General features: G+C 69.6%; 18 protein-coding genes. 15 read left to right on the forward strand and 3 right to left on the reverse strand.

Annotated elements, in window-relative coordinates:
- The first annotated feature begins 48 nt into the window (after positions 1 to 48).
- Positions 49 to 444: a secondary thiamine-phosphate synthase enzyme YjbQ gene (locus tag ACSC1W_RS09215; protein WP_435346866.1), complete on the forward strand. Its 396-nt coding sequence runs from the start codon at positions 49 to 51 to the stop codon at positions 442 to 444.
- A gap of 63 nt (positions 445 to 507) precedes the next feature.
- On the opposite strand, the gene ACSC1W_RS09220 is transcribed toward ACSC1W_RS09215, so the two are convergent.
- Positions 508 to 1,173 carry a glycerophosphodiester phosphodiesterase gene (locus ACSC1W_RS09220; protein WP_435346868.1) on the reverse strand — a complete coding sequence of 222 codons (666 nt, stop codon included), beginning with the start codon at positions 1,171 to 1,173 and terminating at the stop codon, positions 508 to 510.
- 120 nt (positions 1,174 to 1,293) lie between these two features.
- Here ACSC1W_RS09220 and ACSC1W_RS09225 point away from each other — a divergent pair, with 120 nt between their 5' ends.
- The 6 genes from ACSC1W_RS09225 (at position 1,294) to ACSC1W_RS09250 (ending at position 8,317) form a co-directional block, all read left to right on the forward strand.
- On the forward strand, positions 1,294 to 3,234 hold the full coding sequence (locus ACSC1W_RS09225) for an endonuclease/exonuclease/phosphatase family protein (RefSeq protein ID WP_435346870.1): 1,941 nt from the start codon (positions 1,294 to 1,296) through the stop codon (positions 3,232 to 3,234).
- Between the two features lie 56 nt (positions 3,235 to 3,290).
- The gene (locus tag ACSC1W_RS09230; protein WP_435346872.1) at positions 3,291 to 4,385 is read left to right on the forward strand and encodes a mandelate racemase/muconate lactonizing enzyme family protein; all 1,095 of its coding nucleotides are present in this window, start codon (positions 3,291 to 3,293) and stop codon (positions 4,383 to 4,385) included.
- Positions 4,382 to 5,890 carry an aldehyde dehydrogenase family protein gene (locus ACSC1W_RS09235; RefSeq protein ID WP_435346874.1) on the forward strand — a complete coding sequence of 503 codons (1,509 nt, stop codon included), beginning with the start codon at positions 4,382 to 4,384 and terminating at the stop codon, positions 5,888 to 5,890. Before ACSC1W_RS09230 ends, ACSC1W_RS09235 begins: the two co-directional genes overlap by 4 nt.
- A 99-nt stretch (positions 5,891 to 5,989) precedes the next feature.
- Complete coding sequence (locus ACSC1W_RS09240) at positions 5,990 to 7,057, forward strand: zinc-dependent alcohol dehydrogenase family protein (protein ID WP_435346876.1); 1,068 nt, start codon at positions 5,990 to 5,992, stop codon at positions 7,055 to 7,057.
- A gap of 130 nt (positions 7,058 to 7,187) precedes the next feature.
- Positions 7,188 to 7,619, forward strand: coding sequence for an SCP2 sterol-binding domain-containing protein (locus ACSC1W_RS09245; protein ID WP_435346878.1), 432 nt, complete (start codon positions 7,188 to 7,190; stop codon positions 7,617 to 7,619).
- 38 nt (positions 7,620 to 7,657) lie between these two features.
- A complete protein-coding gene (locus ACSC1W_RS09250) occupies positions 7,658 to 8,317 on the forward strand; it encodes a helix-turn-helix domain-containing protein (protein WP_435346880.1) in 660 nt (219 codons plus the stop codon).
- A gap of 15 nt (positions 8,318 to 8,332) precedes the next feature.
- Here ACSC1W_RS09250 and ACSC1W_RS09255 read toward each other — a convergent pair whose 3' ends face one another.
- Entirely contained in the window at positions 8,333 to 8,671 is a 339-nt protein-coding gene (locus ACSC1W_RS09255; protein WP_435346882.1) for a DsrE family protein, read from the reverse strand.
- Positions 8,672 to 8,764: 93 nt separating this feature from the next.
- Between ACSC1W_RS09255 and ACSC1W_RS09260 the strand changes: the two genes are divergently transcribed.
- The 5 genes from ACSC1W_RS09260 (at position 8,765) to ACSC1W_RS09280 (ending at position 14,018) form a co-directional block, all read left to right on the forward strand.
- The gene (locus ACSC1W_RS09260; RefSeq protein WP_435346884.1) at positions 8,765 to 9,469 is read left to right on the forward strand and encodes an SDR family oxidoreductase; all 705 of its coding nucleotides are present in this window, start codon (positions 8,765 to 8,767) and stop codon (positions 9,467 to 9,469) included.
- Between the two features lie 55 nt (positions 9,470 to 9,524).
- Entirely contained in the window at positions 9,525 to 10,820 is a 1,296-nt protein-coding gene (locus ACSC1W_RS09265) for a M48 family metallopeptidase (protein ID WP_435346886.1), read from the forward strand.
- 103 nt (positions 10,821 to 10,923) lie between these two features.
- The gene (locus ACSC1W_RS09270; protein ID WP_435346888.1) at positions 10,924 to 11,556 is read left to right on the forward strand and encodes a TetR/AcrR family transcriptional regulator; all 633 of its coding nucleotides are present in this window, start codon (positions 10,924 to 10,926) and stop codon (positions 11,554 to 11,556) included.
- A complete protein-coding gene (locus tag ACSC1W_RS09275) occupies positions 11,556 to 13,031 on the forward strand; it encodes an MATE family efflux transporter (RefSeq protein WP_435346889.1) in 1,476 nt (491 codons plus the stop codon). The genes ACSC1W_RS09270 and ACSC1W_RS09275 overlap by 1 nt, the downstream gene beginning before the upstream one ends.
- Positions 13,032 to 13,127: 96 nt before the next feature.
- On the forward strand, positions 13,128 to 14,018 hold the full coding sequence (locus ACSC1W_RS09280; RefSeq protein ID WP_435346891.1) for a tetrahydrofolate dehydrogenase/cyclohydrolase catalytic domain-containing protein: 891 nt from the start codon (positions 13,128 to 13,130) through the stop codon (positions 14,016 to 14,018).
- A 54-nt stretch (positions 14,019 to 14,072) separates the two neighbouring features.
- Here ACSC1W_RS09280 and ACSC1W_RS09285 read toward each other — a convergent pair whose 3' ends face one another.
- Positions 14,073 to 14,795: a DUF7117 family protein gene (locus ACSC1W_RS09285; protein WP_435347673.1), complete on the reverse strand. Its 723-nt coding sequence runs from the start codon at positions 14,793 to 14,795 to the stop codon at positions 14,073 to 14,075.
- Between the two features lie 275 nt (positions 14,796 to 15,070).
- On the opposite strand from ACSC1W_RS09285, the gene ACSC1W_RS09290 reads away from it, so the two are divergent.
- The 3 genes from ACSC1W_RS09290 (at position 15,071) to ACSC1W_RS09300 (ending at position 18,197) form a co-directional block, all read left to right on the forward strand.
- Positions 15,071 to 15,460, forward strand: a complete 390-nt coding sequence (locus ACSC1W_RS09290; protein ID WP_435347674.1) for a DUF7528 family protein — start codon at positions 15,071 to 15,073, stop codon at positions 15,458 to 15,460.
- A gap of 81 nt (positions 15,461 to 15,541) precedes the next feature.
- Complete coding sequence (locus ACSC1W_RS09295; RefSeq protein WP_435346893.1) at positions 15,542 to 16,492, forward strand: DUF1028 domain-containing protein; 951 nt, start codon at positions 15,542 to 15,544, stop codon at positions 16,490 to 16,492.
- Between the two features lie 46 nt (positions 16,493 to 16,538).
- Positions 16,539 to 18,197 (forward strand): tRNA uridine(34) 5-carboxymethylaminomethyl modification radical SAM/GNAT enzyme Elp3, encoded by a 1,659-nt coding sequence (locus ACSC1W_RS09300; RefSeq protein ID WP_435346895.1) that lies wholly within the window; start codon positions 16,539 to 16,541, stop codon positions 18,195 to 18,197.
- Positions 18,198 to 18,208: the final 11 nt, after the last annotated feature.

The raw sequence follows: 18,208 nt of genomic DNA on the forward strand, positions 1-18,208 counted from the left end.
ACTACCCTGTCAAGAAGGTTCTCGTTGCCGGCCACCGAACCGTCGACCATGCACCGGGAACACTTCACCGTCGAGACGAACGCACGACTGACCACCGTCGACGTGACCGACCGCGTCCGGTCGGCGATTCCCGACGACGCGACCGGCCTCTGTACGGTCTCGGTCCGCCACACGACGGCGGGCGTGGTCGTCCAGGAGGCCGAATCCCGCCTGCGCGAGGACGTCGCGACGTTCCTCGCCGACGTGGTTCCGGACGACGGCTGGCGACACGACGAGATAGACGACAACGCCGACTCGCACCTCCGCGCGACGCTGGTCGGCCGTGACGTGACCACGCCGGTCGACGACGGCGACCCGGAACTCGGGACGTGGGGGTCCGTGCTCGTCGTCGAGTGCGACGGCCCGCGACGCCGGACGGTCGACGTCACCGTCGTCGAGGGGTGACACTGTCATCGAGGGGTGACATCGTCGTCCGGGGCGACGGCCCGTCCGGGACGACGAGCCCGGTCAGCCGAGCACGTCGCTCCGGTCCGAGGTGACGCCGTCGACGCCACGGAGGGAGAGCAGGCGGACGATGGCGGGCGAACGCACCGTCCAGACGTTCACCTCGATGTCGGCGTCGTGGGCGCGGGGGACGAGTCGCGAGAGGAACGGGAGCAGGTAGTGCGGGTGGACGAAGTCGCAGTCGAGTTCGCGCGCCGTCGCGACGGGCCGGTCGCGCAACCCCTCGGCGAGGTACGCCGTCGGGACCGAGGGGGCGGCTTCGCGCGCCCTGACGAGCGCGTCTGCTTCGAACGAGGAGACCATCGCCTCGCCGTCGTGGGCCGCGAGCGCGGACGCCACCTCGTCGGCGACGCCGACCTCCTTGCACTCGACGTTCAGCCCGAGGTCCGGGGGAACGGCGTCGAGGACCGCCTCCAGCGTCGGGACCCCCTCTCCAGAGCCGAGGACGTCCAGCGCCGCGAGTTCGTCGCGGCCGAGTTCCGCGACCGCACCGGTGCCGTCGGTCACCCGGTCGACCGTCTCGTCGTGGTGGACGACGACCTCGCCGGTCCGGCAGCGTCGCGCGTCGAGTTCGACGACGTCTGCGCCGACTGCGGCGGCGTGCTCGACGGCGGCGAGGGTGTTCTCCGGTGCTTCCTCGGCGAACCCACGATGGGCGATGAGTCGCACACGTAGACTCTGGGTGGCGACCGGTTTAGCAGTTCTCTTTCTTTCCAACGGGTCGACGGTACGTTCATCCGAGACCGGGGCCGTAACTTCTTTGAGTGGTCTAGTCACTCGCTAGAGATAGTGCCGGACTCGACCAGTCAGTTCGCCGGACTCGTCCGTGCGCTCGCCGTGGCGACGCTCGTCGTCGCCGTCGTCGCATCGTTCGAGCGTGCCGTATCACAGATCTATCTCCTGAACTTCACGACCGCCGGCCCGAACGCCACGGCCGGACTGGTGCTCCTGCTCGCTACGGCCTGGACCGTACCGGTCGCCGACGCGTTCGACGACCGGCGGGGGCAGTTGCTCGCCGCCGGTGGCGTCGCGATTCCGGGCCTGCTCGGGGTGGCGCTCGTCGCACCCCCGATGGTCGCCGCCGTCGCTGCGCTCGCCGTCGGACTCGTCGCGCTTCCCCTGCTCGCGGTGTCGCTCGTCGACGCGCCGTCGAGCGTGGCACCGGGTGCGGCCGTCGGGTTGCTGGTCGTGCTCGCCGCCCGCGCCGCACTCTCGGGGGCCCCGCTGTACGCGACCACGACCGGACGGGTCGTGCTGTTCACGGCCGGCATCGGGGCGGCGGCGCTCTCGGTGCTGTTCGTCCTGCTGGTCCGCGACGGCGGGGTGCCGACGCTGGACGCCGACGTCGCCCCCGTCGCACTGTTCCTGTTCGTCGAGGCGACCGTCCTCTCCGCACCCGGTGCGGTGGCGACGTGGCGACTCTACTCGCCGACGGTCACCACGGCCGCGGCCGCCGTCGGCCTCGGCGTCAGCGGGGCGTTCGTGGCCGTCCGGGGCGCCCCCTCGCACCGTACCGTGCCGGTGCTCGCGCTCGGGTTCCTCGTCGCGATGGCGGACCTGCTCTGGCTCGGCCGCTCGGCAGGGGTCGCACTCGGGGTCGTGCAGGCGTTCGCCGTCGGCCTGCTCGCCCGCGGTGCGGTCGACGGCCGCGACTCGCGGTGGCGCTGGCGCCTCGCGCTGGCCTGGCAGGTCGCCGCCGTCCTGCTGCTGTTCCTGTTCGTCAGGTCGCTGAACTGGGCGTACATGCCGGCGCCGGTCGACTCGCTGACCCACGGTCGGGGCGGCCTGTTCCTCTGGCTGGTGACCGCCACGTTCCCCGCGGCCGTCCTGACCGTGCTGCTCGGAGAGTCGCCCCTCGGTGACGAGGTGCCAGACCCGGACCGGCGGACCACGCTCGCGAACGTCGGCGGTGCCGTCGTCGGGATGGGCGCGCTCGCAGTCCCGGAGTACACCGGGTCGGCCGGTCCAGCCGAGGACCCGTCGAGCACCGACGCAGAGACGCTGACGGTGGCCACGTACAACGTCCACCAGTACCTCGCCGGCCACCGGGGCGAGTACAACCTGTCCGACGTCGCGGACGTGCTCCGCGAGACCGGGGCGGGCGTCGTGGGCCTGCAGGAGTCCGGGGGGATGCGCATCACCTCGGGCAACGTCGACGGGGTCCGCTGGCTGGCCGAGGAACTCGGCTACCACGCCGACCACGGCGCGCCGACGGCCGACGCGAGTTACGGCGTCGCCCTGCTGTCGGCGTGGCCCATCCGTGACTCGACGGTGGTCTCGCTCCCGACGTTCGACTCGCCGCGACGGTTGGCGATGCGTGCGACCGTCGAGACCCCGGCCGGCGACGTGCCGGTCGTCGTCACGCACCTCCAGACCCAGCAGGGTGGGACCCCGGAGGCCGTCGCGATGCAGGGCGAGGAGGCGGAACGGGTCGTCGACCTCGTCGGGGACGACCCCCGGTCGGTCGTCCTCGGCGACTGCAACGTCGAACCGGGGGACGACCCCGCCTACCGGGTTCTCTCGGATGCGTTCACCGACGCGTGGGCGGCGTCCCGGGGTGACGGCACGGGCGACGGTGCGGGCGGCACCTGGCCGGCGGCCGACCCGACGAAGCGCATCGACTACGTCTGGACCGGGGCCGACTGGTCGGTGACGGACGCGACGGTCCACGGCGACGGGAGGGCGTCGGACCACCGGGCGGTGTCGGCGACGCTCGACCGCGGAGTATAAAGACCCCGACCAGTCCGTCTGAAGCCTTAGGCGGCTGGCGTGTGAGGTGGTCGCACATGCAGATAACCGGCGTCACCCAGCAGCACCTCACTCACGCCCTCGACGGTTCGTTCTCGCCGACGTGGATTCCCGGCTACCCGCAGGGGAGCCACGAGGTCGAACTGTTCGAGGTGGAGACGGACGACGGCATCACCGGACTCTGTGCCAGCCCGAGTTTCGCGGGCGGGCTGGAGTACGAGACGCCCCTGTCGCTGTTCCTGACGGGCGAGGACCCTCACGACGTGGAGGCAATCCGTCGGAAGCTACGGAGCATCGACCTCATCGGGCCACGACCGTGGCACCTCGAACTGGCGCTGTGGGACATCGTCGGCAAGGACGCCGGGAAGCCGGTCTACGAACTGCTCGGCGGGAGCGACGACCCCATCCCGTGCTACGCGAGCACCGGCGAGGTGCAGGACGCCGACGGGCGCATCGAGTACGTCCAGGACCGCGTCGACGAGGGCTTCCAGGCGGTCAAGCTCCGCATCACGACGAGGGAGGACCTCGACGTGGTCCGTGCGGTGCGCGAGTCGTTCCCCGACCTGCCGCTGATGGTCGACGCGAACAAGGGCTGGGCGGTCCGCGTCATGCGGGAGGAGGAGCGCTGGTCGTACAAGGACGCCCTCGCCGTCGCGCGCGACCTGGAGGCCATCGGCGGCATCGAGTGGCTGGAGGAGCCGCTTCCCCGCCACGATTACGAGGGGTACGCCCGGCTCCGGGCGGCGACGGACGTGCCCATCGCGGGCGGCGAGTTCAACGAGGGCCCGGGACAGCTGTACCGGTTCCTCGACCACGACGCACTCGACGTGGTCCAGCCCGACGCGGCGCTGGCGACTGGCATCCGGGGCGGCGTCGCGGTCGCCTCGGCGGCGGCCGAACGGAACGTCGCGTTCGTCCCGCACACGTGGACGAACGGCATCGGCTTCGCGGCGAACCTGCACGTGATGGCCGCCGTCGGGTCGCCGTGGTGCGAGTTCCCCCTGGAACCGCCGTGGACCCCTGCGGTGCGGGACTTCATGCTGACCGAGACGCTCGACCACGAGGACGGGTACGTGAGGCCGCCGGACGGGCCGGGACTCGGCGTCGAACTCGACGCGGAGGTGCTCGGATGAGCCCCCCCGAGTCCGTCGTGGGGAAGCACAGGCAGGTCGCCGACGACGTCATCGACGAGGCGGTGTACGGTCACCTCGTCGGCGGCGAGTGGGTCGAGAGCGACGGGGGCGAGACGATGGTCGCGCGGGACGCGACGACCGGCGAGGAACTGGCGAAGGTCCAGCGCGGGACGCGAGGCGACGTCGACCGGGCGGTGACGGCGGCCCGAACCGCAGTCGAGGGGGCCTGGGGCGAGCAGTCCCCCCAGCAACGCGCCGAGGCGCTGCACGCGGTGGCGGACGCCGTCGAGGACGCGAAGACCCGCATCGCCCGCCTCGACTCGCTGGAGGTCGGCAAGGCGAACAAGCACTCCCTGCTCGTGGACAACACCATCGTCGTCGACCAGTTGCGCCACTTCGCCAGCCTCGCCCGTACCGCCGACGGTGGGCGCTGCCCCGCCGTCGGGCACGTCTACACGCGCCGGGAGCCGTACGGCGTCGTCGGGTGCATCAGCGCGTGGAACTTCCCGGCGATGTTCGTCGCCTGGAAGCTCGGCCCCGCGCTGGCGGCGGGCAACAGCGTCGTCTACAAGCCCTCGTCGCGGGCGTCGCTCTCGACGCTCGAACTCGCACGCATCTTCGACCGGGTCCTGCCCGACGGGACGGTCAACGTCGTCACAGGGTCCGGGAGCGTCGTCGGTGACGCCATCACCGCCCACGGGGGCGTCGACAAGGTGAGCCTGACCGGGTCGACCCGCGCCGGTCAGGAGGCGATGCGCAACGCGGCGGACCGACTGGCACCCGTCTCGCTGGAACTCGGCGGGAACAACCCGAACGTCGTGTTCCCCGACGCGGACCTCGACGACGCCGTCGAGGGGGCGCTGGTCGCCATGCTGTTCAACCAGGGCCAGCAGTGCACCGCCGGGTCGCGCCTGTTCGTCCACGAGGACGTCCGCGACGAGTTCCTCGGACGACTGTCCGACCGACTCGACGAACTCACGGTCGGCGACCCGCTCTCGCCCCTGACGGACCTCGGACCGCTCGTCGACGCCGACCACGCGGCCGACGTGCGCGAGTACGTCGACGTGGCGATGGCGGAGGGTGCGTCGCTGCTGTACGAGGGCGACGTTCCGGCGGAACTGACCGACGCGCCGTTCGTCCCGCCGACCCTGCTGGGGGACGTGGCCGACGACGACACGGTGGCCTGCGAGGAGGTGTTCGGTCCCGTGGCCGCGGTGTTCACCTTCTCCGACCGTGCCGAGGTCGTCGAGCGCGCCAACGACACCGAGCAGGGTCTCGCGGCCGCTGTCTGGACGAACGACCTGGACCGCGCTCACGAGGTGGCCGCCGACCTCGAGTGCGGGACGGTCTGGGTGAACACCTACAACGACCTGTTCGAACCCGCGCCCTACGGCGGGTACAAGCAGTCGGGCATCGGCCGGGAACTCGACGCAGAGGCGCTCGACGACTACAGCCAGACGAAGTCGGTCAAGGTGAACCACGGCGACGTCCCGAACCTCGGCTGACCGCGGCGTCGACCGGCGGGGACGCCCCGGACGAGCGACGGCCATTTATTGACATTATAAATCATTACATTTAAGCGCCGGGGCGTCGAATCGAGGACCATGCGAGCAGTCGTCTTCCAGGGCGTGGCGGAACCGATGGCGGTCGAGACGGTCGACCGGCCGACGTGCGACGACGACGGCATCGTCGTCGAGACGGAGGCCTGTGGCATCTGCCGGTCGGACTGGCACGCCTGGCGCGGGGACTGGGAGTGGATCGGCGTGATTCCCCAGCCAGGGCTGGTGTTCGGCCACGAACCGGCCGGTCGGGTCGTCGAGGTCGGCGACGACGTCGACCGGTTCAGCGTGGGCGACCGCGTCACGAACCCGTTCAACCTCGGCTGTGGCGGCTGTCACCACTGCCGTAGCGGTCGGGGGAACATCTGCGAGCGCTCCGTCCCGATGGGGTTCGTCCCCTTCCAGACCGGCGCGTTCGCGGAGTACTACTCGGTCCGCAACGCCGACTTCAACGCGGTCGCGCTCCCGGACGGCGTCGACCCCGTCGACGTCGCCGGCCTGGGCTGTCGGTTCGCCACGGCGTTCCACGGCCTCGTCCACCGGGTCGACGTCACCCCGGGCGACTGGGTCGCGGTCCACGGGTGCGGTGGCGTCGGCCTGTCGGCGATCCACGTCGCAGACTCGCTGGGTGCGAACGTCGTCGCGGTCGACCTCGCCGACGAGAAACTCGAACGCGCCCGCGACCTCGGCGCCGACCGGACGGTGAACGTCCAGGACGTGGCGGACGTCCCACAGGCGGTCAAGCGGTTCACCGAGTCCTCCCGCGGGGTCGACGTGGCCGTCGACGCGCTCGGCATCGCCGAGACCTGCCGGAACGCGATGAACTCGCTCGGCAAGGGCGGGCAGCACCTCCAGATCGGCATGACGACGAGCGAGGAGGGCGGCGAGGTGTCCCTGCCGGTCGACACGATGGTCACCGACGAGCGCGAGTTCTACGGGTCGTACGGCATCCCGCCGAACGAGTACGACGAGATATTCCGGATGATGGAGACCGGGAAACTCGACCCCGGTCGCATCGTCAGCGAGACGGTCTCGCTCGACGAGGTTCCCGGCGTCGTCGAGGGCCTCGGCGACTACGAGACGGTCGGCATCCCGGTCTGCGACGAGTTCTGAGTCGGGTCAGTCGTCGGCAGGCCCGACCGCGTCGCCGTTCGGGCGGTCGACCCCGAGGAACGAGGCAACAGATAAAGACACGATTCCATCCGTCGGAAGGGGTAAGGGGGGTCCGCGAGAACGCTGGGCCATGGCCATCGCACTACCGAGCGAGGCGGACGAGTGGATACGGTCGTGGCGGGACGAACTCAACGACTCCGAACGGTACAGCGAGGTCGGCGCCGGGTGGGGCGTCGGCTTCGACGGGTCGTTCCTGTTCGTCATCGAACCCGACGGTACCTACGACGGCGAGTCGCTCCACCTCTACGTCGACCTGGAGGACGGCGAGTGCACGGCGGCCCGACAGGTCGACGGCGAGAACGAGGTCGACTGGGGCTTCGCCTTCCGTGGCGGCTACGCCGACTGGAAGGGCCTCATCCACGGCGAGGTGGACGCCATCGAGGGGATGATGAGCGGTCGGTTCGACCTCGACGGGGACATGCAGAAGGTGCTCCAGTACAGCAACGCCGCCGTCGTGATGACCGAGAACGCCGGGGCCGTCGACACCGAGTTCGAGCACTGACCCAACCTTTCTTGCCGATGCCGGGCGCTACGGACGGTATGAAGTCCGTTGGACTGCGACTCGAACCGGCCGACGGAGCGTTCCCCGGCGTCGACGAGGCGCTGGCGAACCTCCCGGGGGTTCGTCGCGACGGACTCCGGAACCTGGAGCGCCTCGGCGACGGCACCTACGCGATGCTCTACCGGGTCGTGGGTGGGTCGGCGGACGACCTCGACGCCGTCCTCGCGGCCCACGAGGACGTGCTCCAGCACGACGTCGTCCCGGCCGGCGAGGACAGGCACTACGTGTTCGTCAACGTCGTCGGGCGGGAGTCGGTCGACGCACTGCTCGACATCGTCGAGGAACATCGACTGCTGCTCGACCCCCCCTTCCGCGTGACCGACGACGGCGTCCGCGTCACCGTCGCCGGCCCCGCCGAGTCGCTCCAGGCGGCGTTCGCCGACGCTGCCGAGGTGGACGTCCCCGTCGAGGTGGAGTGGACGGGCGGGTTCGCACCGGAGGAGTCGTCCGTGCTCGCACGACTCACCGGGCGCCAGCGGGAGGCCCTGTCGACGGCCCACGGACTCGGGTTCTACGAGACGCCGCGACGGGCCTCCTACGAGGAGATCGGGCGAGCGCTCGACTGTGCCCCCTCGACGGCAAACGAGTTGCTCCGCCGGGCCGAAGCCGCACTGGTCGACGCGGTGCTGGACGGGTGAGCCAGGTCCCCGCCGTCAGGGGCGCATGTAGGCGTAGCCGTCGCTCTCGAGGCGCGTCACCTCGACGGCCCCCTCTGGGACCGTCTCGACGCCCTCGACGAGGTCGGACTCGGTCATGTCCATGGCGTCGAGCGTGTTGGCACACGCGCTGAACGAGACGCCGTCGTCCAGGAGCGACCGGACGCGGTCCTCGCGCTCGTCGCCGGCGGTCACCGCCTGGATGCCCTTCGACTGGACGACGACCGCCACGTCGTCGATGTCACTGTCCTCGGCGTCCAGGATGTTCCGGACGATAGCGAGTGCAGTGTCCTGTTCGCCCTCGTCGCCGGAGATGAGGTGGATGACTGCCTGCATACCCGGAATATAGGGACCGGAGCGGCTAAGCCCGACTGCTTGCACTCCCAGTCCCGACCTACCTTTTTGCCCGTACGCGCCGTTTGCGGAGGTATGTCCGTCAGTTTCGACTTCAGCGACCGCGTGGCCATCGTGACCGGCGCCTCGGGCGCCCTCGGGAGTGCCGTCGTGGAGGCGTTCCGGGACGCCGGGGCGACCGTCTGTGCCGTCGACGTGGTGGAACCGGACGACGAGGACGCACAACTCGACCCGGACGAGGGGACGACGTTCTACCAGGCCGACCTCACCGACGAGGCCGAGGTCGAGGCGTTGCTGTCGTCCGTCGTCGACGACCACGGCGGCGTCGACGTCCTGGCCAACATCGCGGGGACCTGGCGTGGCGGTGACCACATCGAGGACACCGAGACGTCCGAGTTCGAGTTCCTCTGGAACGTCAACCTCAAGACGGCGTTCCTCGCGACGAAGCACGCGCTTCCACACCTGCGAGAGCGCGAGGGTGCTGTCGTCTCCGTCTCGGCGCGGTCGTCGCTAGAAGGGGGCGAGGGGGACGGCCCGTACCGCATCACGAAGGCGGGCATCCGGCTCCTGACGGAGACCATCGCCGAGGAGAACCTGGGGACAGTCCGGGCGAACTGCGTGATGCCCTCGGTGCTGGACACGCCGATGAACCGGGAGATGATGGAGTACAGCGAGGACTGGGTGAAACCGGCCGACGCGGCGCAGGTGATGCTGTTCCTCTGTTCCGAGGCCGCCTCGCCGACCAGTGGGGCGGCAGTACCGGTGTACGGCGAGGCCTGAGGACGTCGGCAGGGGACCGCCAGTATTTTCGACCGGACGGTCCTACGGACGGTCGATGCTCGCGTACCACGTCCTGTTCGTCGGCCTCGTCGTCGGTACGGAGGCCTTCTTCACGGGGCTATCGTTGCTGAACGTTCGCTACGGCGCACGGACCGCCCGTGCCGAAGCAGACTGGATGCGCGAGACCCTCGGCGTCGAGGACGTCGAGGGCGTCCTCGACTACCAGCGCGCTCGCGTCGGACTCTCGTTGCTGGAGACGTGGACGACGCTCGCCCTGCTGTTGCTGGCGCTGTACGCCGGCGTCGTGACCGACGTCGTCGTCGCGCTGACCGGAACTGGTCTGTCGCCGCTGAGTCAGGGCGTCGCGTTCGTCCTGCTCGTGCTGTTCGCGGACCGCGTCGCGGGCGCGCCGTTCTCGCTCTACCGGACGTTCGTCGTCGAACAGCAGTTCGACTTCAACAACCAGTCGCCACGGCTCTGGTTGCGTGACTACCTGCTCAACACGGTGCTCGCGCTCGTCATCGTCGGGGCGCTGGCCGCCGTCGTCCTCTGGTTCGTCGAGACGGTGTCGTACTGGCCGGTCGCCGGGTGGGCGCTCGTGGTCGGCTTCTCGCTGGCGATGCTCGTGCTCAAACCGCGCGTCATCGACCCGCTGTTCAACGACTTCACGCCGGTCGAGGAGAGCGACCTGCGCGACGCCGTCGACGAGGTGTTCGACCGCGCCGGCTTCACGTGCGACCAGGTGTACGAGATGGACGCCAGCAAGCGCTCCGGACACTCGAACGCCTACTTCGTCGGCTTCGGGCGCACCAAGCGCGTCGTGCTGTACGACACGCTCGTGGAGGGGATGGACGTCGACGCCATCCAGAGCGTCCTCGCACACGAACTCGCCCACTGGAAGCGCAACCACATCTGGAAGTTCGTCGGCCTCGCCGCGGTCCAGTTCGCGGTCGTCTTCGCGGCGCTCGGCTACCTCGCGGGCCAGCCCTGGGTGTACGACCTGTTCGCCCTGCCGACGGAGGCGACCTACGCCGGCCTGTTCGTCGCCGTCATGCTGGTCGGCCCGGTGCTCCGCCTGAGCGCCCCGCTCCAGAACTACTTCTCGCTGGCGTACGAGCGCGAGGCCGACGCCTTCGCGGTGGAGGTGATGGGCGCGCGACCGATGGCTGACGCGCTCGCCACCCTCGCCGCCGACAACATGTCCAACCCGTTCCCGCACCCGTGGTACGAGACGTTCCACCACGACCACCCGCCGATACCCGAGCGCATCCGGTACGTGCAGGAGATGGGCGGCGAGGGGGACGGTGCCGACGACGCCACGACCGAGGGCGACGTCCCGGCGGCGGACTGACTCCCTCACGGAGTCCGGTCCTGCGGCCCCCCATCGTGGGGGTTGCCACCACACCGGTCCCGGCAAGGGCCACGGCGGTAGACGGGTTGAAGTAGCTGGCTGAATGAACGTTCAGTCAGGAATGGGCGAGAGTCAGCTGTTCGCGTCGGCCCCCGACGACACGAGGGCCGCCATCATGCAGGCGACGTACGCGGCGCTCACCGAGTACGGGTACGTGAACCTCACGATACAGCGGATCGCCGACGAGTTCGAGAAGTCGAAGTCGCTGCTCTATCACCACTACGACGGGAAGGACGACCTGCTCGTCGACTTCCTCCAGTTCATGCTCGAACACGTCGAGTCCGACTCGGCGTGCGAGGCGACGGCGGCCCCGCAGGACCGACTCGAGGACCTGCTGGACAGGGTCGCACCGGTCGAACTCGACGAGGAACGCCACGCCTTCACGAGCGCGATGGTCGAACTCCGGGCGCAGGCCCCACACGACGCCGCCTACTGCGAGCAGTTCACGAAGCACGACCGGTCGCTGCGGGAGCGGTTCGCGTCCATCATCGAAGAGGGCGTCGAGACGGGGTCGTTCGAACCGGTCGACCCGGACGCGACGGCGGCGTTCGTCCTCTCGGTCGTCAACGGCATCCGTCGACAGCGCGTCACCCGCGACGACGACGGCGACGTGGCCGCGACGCGGGCGGAACTGGACGCCTACGTCGAGCGCCACCTGTACGGGGGCGGTGACTGATGGGCGTCTCCGACGCCCTCAGGAGGCTACTGACGGCCTTCTCCGACGCGTTCCGGGGGCAGGACGAACTCGACCTGACGGACGGCGGCATCGCGAAACCGCTGTTCTTCCTGTCGCTGCCCATCGTCATCACGAACCTGCTCCAGACCGCCTACAACCTCGCCGACACGTTCTGGCTGGCGCAGGTGAACGAGGTGGCGCTCGCGGCCATCACCTTCGGGTTCCCGATGGTGTTCCTGCTCATCTCGCTCGGGATGGGCCTCTCGGTCGCCGGCAGCGTCCTCGTCGCCCAGCACACCGGGGCCGAGGAGGAGGCGGAGGCGGAGTACGCCGCCTCCCAGACGGTGATGTTCGCGCTGGTCGCGTCGACGCTCCTCGGCGTCGGCGGCTACTTCCTCGTCGACGACGTGCTGTGGCTGCTCGGCGCGCGCGGCGACGTCCTCCGGGAGGCGACCAGGTACATGGAGGTCATCGCGCTCGGGATGCCGTTCCTGTTCGGCTTCTTCGTGTTCATCGCGCTGATGCGGGGCTACGGCGACACGGTGACGCCGATGCTCGTGATGTTCGGAACCGTCGTCCTCAACGTCGTCATCGACCCGCTGTTCATCTTCGGCTACGGGCCGATTCCGGACGGACTGGGCGTGCAGGGCGCGGCCATCGCCACCGTCATCTCGCGGTTCCTCGCGACGGCGGTCGGTCTCGGCATCATGTTCTCCGGCCGGAAGGGGGTGGAGATCCACCTCTCGCAGATGGCCCCCGACCTCGCGTTCTTCAGGAAGATGCTCAACATCGGCATCCCGGCGTCCATCGAGGGGACCGGGCGGTCCATCTCGGTGAACCTGATGCTCGTCGTCGTCGCCATCTTCTCCGACGGGTTCGTGGCGGCGTTCGGCGTGGGAATCCGCATCTTCTCGGTCATCTTCCTGCCGGCCATCGCGGTCGGCCAGGGCGTCGAGACGATGGTCGGACAGAACATCGGGGCCGGGAAGCGCGACCGGGCGGGACGGACGGCACACACCGCCGCGATCGGGATGTTCGGGGTCCTCTCGGCGGCGGCCGTCGTCGTGTTCGTGTTCACGGAGGCCATCGTCGCCCCGCTGTCCCCGAACGAGCAGGTCGCCGACATCAGCGTGACGTTCCTCCGCGTCGTCGCGCCGACGTTCGGCTTCATCGGCGTCATGCGCGCCTACAACGGCACGTTCCGTGGGTCCGGCAAGACGATGGTGTCCGCCACCATCGCCATCACGATGCTCGGCGTCATCCGCCTCCCCATCGCGTTCGTCCTCTCGCGGTCCATCGACCCGTTCGCCAGCATGGCACCCTACGCGACGGGGCAGGCGGGCATCTGGGCCTCGTTCGTCGTGTCGAACGTCGTCGGTGCGGTCATCGCGTACGCCTGGTTCCGTCGCGGGACCTGGCGACACGGTGACGTCCGGGGAAACGCGGCACCCGAGGCGAGCGCGACTGACGACTGAGGGCTATCCACGCCCGTGCATATTTCGGGGGGTGTTCGGTGCCAGTATGGGCACGAATCCGAGCGTTGAAGGGGTTCCTTGGCCAACTCGAACGTAATGACACACGTCATCGACGGGAACGCGGTGGCCGAGGAGGTCCGTACCGACATCCGGGCCGGTATCGACGCGCTCGAATCCGAGGGCGTCACGCCGGGACTGGCGACGGTCCTGATGGGCGGCGACGCCGGGTCCGCGACGTACGTCTCCATGAAACAGCGCGCCTGCTCCGAGGTCGGCATCGACGGGACGACCGTCGAGATAGATCCGGAGGAACCGCCGGAGACCCTGTACGAGACCATCGACGACCTCAACGCCGACCCCGCCATCCACGGCATCCTGGTCCAGATGCCCCTGCCCGACCACGTCCCGAAGCGCGAGGTCCTGTCCCGCGTCGACCCGATGAAGGACGTCGACGGCTTCCACCCGGAGAACGTCGGCCGCCTCGTCTCCGGCGACCCGCGGTTCAAGCCCTGTACGCCCCACGGCATCCAGAAGTTGCTCGCCTCGGCGGGCGTCGACCCCGAGGGCAAGGACGCGGTGGTCCTCGGGCGCTCGGACATCGTCGGCAAGCCGATGGCGAACCTGCTCCTGCAGAAGGTAGAGGGCGGCAACGCCACGGTGACGGTCTGTCACTCACGGACACAGGACCTCGCCGAGAAGACCCGTGCCGCCGACATCCTCGTCGCCGCGGTCGGTCGCCCCGAGATGGTCACCGGCGACATGCTCTCGGAGGGCGTCGTCGTCATCGACGTGGGCACGAACCGCGTCGACGCCGACAACGAGAAGGGGTACGAACTCACCGGCGACGTCGACTTCGAGAGCGCGAAGGAGAAGGCGTCGGTCATCTCCCCGTCGCCCGGCGGCGTCGGCCCGATGACCATCACGATGCTGCTCTACAACACGGTCGTGGCGGCCAGCCTGCAGTCCGGCGTCGACGTCGACCTGTAGGACGGGCCTGGTTCTACCGCCCGGTCTCGACCGGGCACCCGGAGTCGCTTCGCCCTAGTTGCGCCCGTCGGTCAGGCGGTCCCTCGCCCGGACGATGGCCGTCTCGTCGCCGTCCCTGACGGCGGCGGCGACCTCCCTGACGACGGTCACCAGCCGGTCCACCTCGCGGGGGTCGACGTCGCCCTGCAGGGCGCGGACGCGCTTGAGGCGTTCGTCGAGCGCCGAGAGCACCTCCGTCTCGGTCGGGCCGAGGTCGACCCCCGACGCGTCGAGCCAGTCACGCAGTTCTCGCCGGTAGTCCCGGACCGCGTTCGCCGTCGCCAGCCCACGGGCCGACCGGAGCGATTCGGGCACCTCCTCGGGCCCCGGTCTGTCGTCGACGTCGCCCCCGAGCAACGAGAGCAGGTACAGTTCCTCCTCGTCGTCCGGGTCCAGACTGCGCCCGTACACGTCGGCGACGTGGCGCAACTCGCACGCGACCAGGTAGGTGTCGTCGAGGTCCAGCAACTCGCCCGCGTCGACGAAGCCGTGCTGGCGCTCGAACTCGCGGCAGGCCGACTTGACGACGTCGAGCGCCTCGTCCTCGGGCGCCTCGTCGATGGCGGTCCGGGCCGCCGTGAGGTCCAGGTCGTCGCCGTCGGCGGTGTGGAGCCGTCGCTCCTCCTCGACGCCGACGCTGTGCACGCTGTCGCACTCGGGACAGGCGACGCTCCCCGTCTCGTAGTACGACCAGCGGGTCCCACACGACTTGCACTCGCGCTCGCCGCGTATCTCCATGCCCGCCCGTTCGGGCGACGAGGACAAAGGCTCCGCGGTCGAGACGGCCGGGCCGGTCCCGGCGTCGCGGTCGTACAGACCGGGGTGTACGACCACCACGTTTACTACCGTCCTCGGACAACGTGGTGGTAGGATGTCACCCCAGACACCAGAGGATAGAGTAAGTCGCCCCGACGCGACTGGTCGAGAAATTCTCCGACGAGACGACTCCCGACCCGTCCGTCGTCGCCGATAGCTCCGGACTGTCGCTCACCGTCGGCGAGGACCGCTATTCACTGACCCGAACCGAGGCCGCACAGCTACGCGACCAGCTACGGGACGCACTGACCCGTCGCCACGAGTTCGTCCACACGACCTGCACCCACCGCGAGGACGGGAGCTACGTCGTCGAACGACGCGGTGCCGACTCGGCGGGCCATCGGAAGGTGTTCGACACCGTCGAACAGGTCGAACGCCTGTTCGACCGCCTGCCCGACCGCTTCACCGCCGAGGACGTCGGCCACACCGGCCTGACCGGCGGCCGCCGGCACATGCTCGTCTGGCACTTCACCGAGCATCCCGCGTTCGACTGCGAACTCGTCTCGCGCCAGCCACTCACCGTCGAGAAGCGCACCGACGAGGTCGACGTCGACGGCACGCACCTCGGTGCGTTGCCGGCCGACTGAGTGCGACCGGGTGGGAAGTGCCCGGACTCCAGGCCTGCCGGTGGCCGTAGGCTTTTCCCCACCGGCCACAGACAGGCGGCCATGCAGCCACGGCCATCAACGTTCTCCATCGCCGCACGTGACCCGGAGACGGACGCGGTGGGTATCGCCGTCCAGTCGAAGTTCGTCAGCGTCGGTTCGGTCGTCCCGTTCGTCAGCGCCGACGCCGGCGCGGTCGCGACGCAGAGTTTCGCGAACGTCTCCTACGGGCCGACCGGCCTCGACCTGCTCCGCGAGGGCCACACGGCCGCCGAGGTCGTCGACCGACTCGTCGAAGACGACGAGAAGGCCCCGCAGCGACAGGTCGGCGTCGTCGAGGCCCCGGACGGCGACGTCGCCGACCGGGACGGCAGCGTCGCCGCCTTCTCGGGCGACGAGTGCTTCGACGTGTACGGGAGCGTCCAGGGCACCCACTACACGGTCCAGGGCAACATCCTCGAGAACGAGGAGACCCTCACCGCCATGGCCGACACCTTCGAGTCCACCGGGGGCGGCCTCCCAGAACGGCTCATCGCCGCGCTCCACGCCGGCAACGACGCGGGCGGCGACGCACGCGGCGAACAGTCGGCCGCGCTCTACGTCGCAAAGCCCGAGGGCGGCTACGAGGGCCGCAACGACCGCTGGGTCGACGTGCGCGTCGACGACCACGAGACGCCCATCGACGAACTCGAACGCGTCTTCCGCCTCTACGACATCACGCTGCTCGCCCGCGAGGAACCCGACGAGACGCGCGAACTCGACGGCGACGCGGCCCGGGAGGTGACTGCCACGCTCGCGGACCTCGGCTTCTACGACGGGACCGTCGACGACGAGTTCGGTGCGAGAGAGCGCGAGGCGCTGGAGGACTTCCGGGGCATGAACAACTTCGAGAACCACGGCGTCGCCGTGCTGGAGGACGCGCTCGTCCGGGGCTGGGACGACGCCGACGGCGAGGGCGAGGACCGCATGGTCGACGCCATCTGGCACGGCCTCCAGCGACTGGACAGGAAGTAGGACGGAGACGACACGCTTTTTGCCGTCACGGAGCCATCCACGGGTAATGAGCACCGAGACGGACCCGACCGAGTCGGACGCGTTCGAGGCCGTCTGCGAGGAGCTGGTCCAGGGCATCCTCGCCGGCGACATCGAACGCGACGACGTGGAGTCGGCGAAGCTCGACGCGTGCTCGAACCACGGTGCGCCGAAGGTGCCCAGGCACTCGGACATCCTCGACCACGCACCCGCCGAGCACCGCGAGGAGCTAGCGGCCGTGCTCCAGCGCAAACCGGTCCGGACCGCCTCGGGCGTCTCGCCGGTGGCCATCATGACGTCGCCGCACATGTGTCCGCACGGGAAGTGCCTCTACTGCCCGGGCGGACCCGCCTCCGAGTTCGACTCCTCGCAGTCGTACACGGGCCACGAACCGGCGGCGGCCCGTGGCGAGCAGAACGACTACGACCCGTACGGGCAGGTGACCCTGCGCCTGGAGCAGTTGCGCGAGATCGGCCACCCCGTCGACAAGGCCGAACTCATCCTGATGGGCGGGACGATGACCGCCCGGAGCCACGACTACCAGGAGTGGTTCGTCAAGCGTGCGCTGGAGGCGATGAACGACTACGACGTCGACGGGGAACCGGAACCGGCCGAGGGAGAGAGCTTCGCCCAGGACCCGGACGAGTACGAGTTCCGCTACCTCGAGGACGTCGTCGCAGAGAACGAGACGGCCGACGTGCGCAACATCGGGACGACGTTCGAGACGAAGCCGGACTGGTGCGACCCCGAGCAGATAGACCGGATGCTCGACCTCGGCGGCACGAAGGTCGAGGTCGGCGTCCAGACGACGTTCGAGCGCATCAACCGCGAGATGCACCGCGGACACGGGGTGCAGGCGAGCATCGACGCGAACCGCCGCCTGCGCGACTCGGCGTTCAAGGTCGGGTTCCACATGATGCCGGGCCAACCGGGAATGTCGCGGGAGATGTGCCTGGAGGACTTCCGGCGCATCTTCGAGGAGGAGCACTGGAAGCCGGACTACCTGAAGATATACCCGACGCTGGTGGTCCGCGGGACGCGGGTCTACGACTCGTGGTACCGCGACGAGTACGAACCGCTGACGAACGAGGAGGCGGCGGAACTCGTCGCCGAGGTGAAGTCGATGGTGCCGAAGTACACGCGCCTCCAGCGCGTCCAGCGCGACATCCCGGCCGACTTCATCGACGCCGGCGTCTGGAAGTCGAACCTCCGCCAGCTCGCCTGGGAGCGGATGGAGGAACACGGCTGGACCTGCGACTGCATCCGGTGTCGCGAGGTCGGGATGAACGACGAGGACCCGGAGAACGTGACCCTCGACACGACGACCTACGAGGCCGCGGGCGGCACGGAGCACTTCATCAGCTTCGAGGACCGGGAGAAGGACCTGCTGGTGGGGTTCTGCCGGCTCCGGTTCCCCGGCGACCCGGTGCGTCGGGAACTGGAGAACGCCGCCCTCGTCCGGGAACTCCACGTCTACGGGAACCAGGTCGGCGTCGGGCAGTCGGGCGACGACGGCGACCAGCAACACCGCGGCTACGGCCGTCGCCTGCTGGCAGCGGCCGAAGCGCGCGCCAGGGACGCCGGCTTCGAGAAGCTCTCGGTCATCTCGGGCATCGGCGTCAGGCAGTACTACCGGGAGAAACTGGGCTACTACCAGGACGGCCCGTACGTCAGCAAGCGACTCTGAACTGCACCCCG

This window comes from Haloarchaeobius marinus, from assembly GCF_051207415.1.
Taxonomy (GTDB): domain Archaea; phylum Halobacteriota; class Halobacteria; order Halobacteriales; family Natrialbaceae; genus Haloarchaeobius.

What these genes read in the sequence shown, in the direction of transcription:
- ACSC1W_RS09215 (WP_435346866.1), top strand. Translation starts at nt 49, where the DNA reads ATGCACCGGGAACACTTCACCGTCGAGACGAACGCACGACTGACCACC.
- ACSC1W_RS09230 (WP_435346872.1), top strand. Translation starts at nt 3,291, where the DNA reads ATGCAGATAACCGGCGTCACCCAGCAGCACCTCACTCACGCCCTCGAC.
- ACSC1W_RS09235 (WP_435346874.1), top strand. Translation starts at nt 4,382, where the DNA reads ATGAGCCCCCCCGAGTCCGTCGTGGGGAAGCACAGGCAGGTCGCCGAC.
- ACSC1W_RS09240 (WP_435346876.1), top strand. Translation starts at nt 5,990, where the DNA reads ATGCGAGCAGTCGTCTTCCAGGGCGTGGCGGAACCGATGGCGGTCGAG.
- ACSC1W_RS09245 (WP_435346878.1), top strand. Translation starts at nt 7,188, where the DNA reads ATGGCCATCGCACTACCGAGCGAGGCGGACGAGTGGATACGGTCGTGG.
- ACSC1W_RS09250 (WP_435346880.1), top strand. Translation starts at nt 7,658, where the DNA reads ATGAAGTCCGTTGGACTGCGACTCGAACCGGCCGACGGAGCGTTCCCC.
- ACSC1W_RS09255 (WP_435346882.1), bottom strand. Translation starts at nt 8,671, where the DNA reads ATGCAGGCAGTCATCCACCTCATCTCCGGCGACGAGGGCGAACAGGAC.
- ACSC1W_RS09260 (WP_435346884.1), top strand. Translation starts at nt 8,765, where the DNA reads ATGTCCGTCAGTTTCGACTTCAGCGACCGCGTGGCCATCGTGACCGGC.
- ACSC1W_RS09265 (WP_435346886.1), top strand. Translation starts at nt 9,525, where the DNA reads ATGCTCGCGTACCACGTCCTGTTCGTCGGCCTCGTCGTCGGTACGGAG.
- ACSC1W_RS09270 (WP_435346888.1), top strand. Translation starts at nt 10,924, where the DNA reads ATGAACGTTCAGTCAGGAATGGGCGAGAGTCAGCTGTTCGCGTCGGCC.
- ACSC1W_RS09275 (WP_435346889.1), top strand. Translation starts at nt 11,556, where the DNA reads ATGGGCGTCTCCGACGCCCTCAGGAGGCTACTGACGGCCTTCTCCGAC.
- ACSC1W_RS09280 (WP_435346891.1), top strand. Translation starts at nt 13,128, where the DNA reads ATGACACACGTCATCGACGGGAACGCGGTGGCCGAGGAGGTCCGTACC.
- ACSC1W_RS09285 (WP_435347673.1), bottom strand. Translation starts at nt 14,795, where the DNA reads ATGGAGATACGCGGCGAGCGCGAGTGCAAGTCGTGTGGGACCCGCTGG.
- ACSC1W_RS09295 (WP_435346893.1), top strand. Translation starts at nt 15,542, where the DNA reads ATGCAGCCACGGCCATCAACGTTCTCCATCGCCGCACGTGACCCGGAG.
- ACSC1W_RS09300 (WP_435346895.1), top strand. Translation starts at nt 16,539, where the DNA reads ATGAGCACCGAGACGGACCCGACCGAGTCGGACGCGTTCGAGGCCGTC.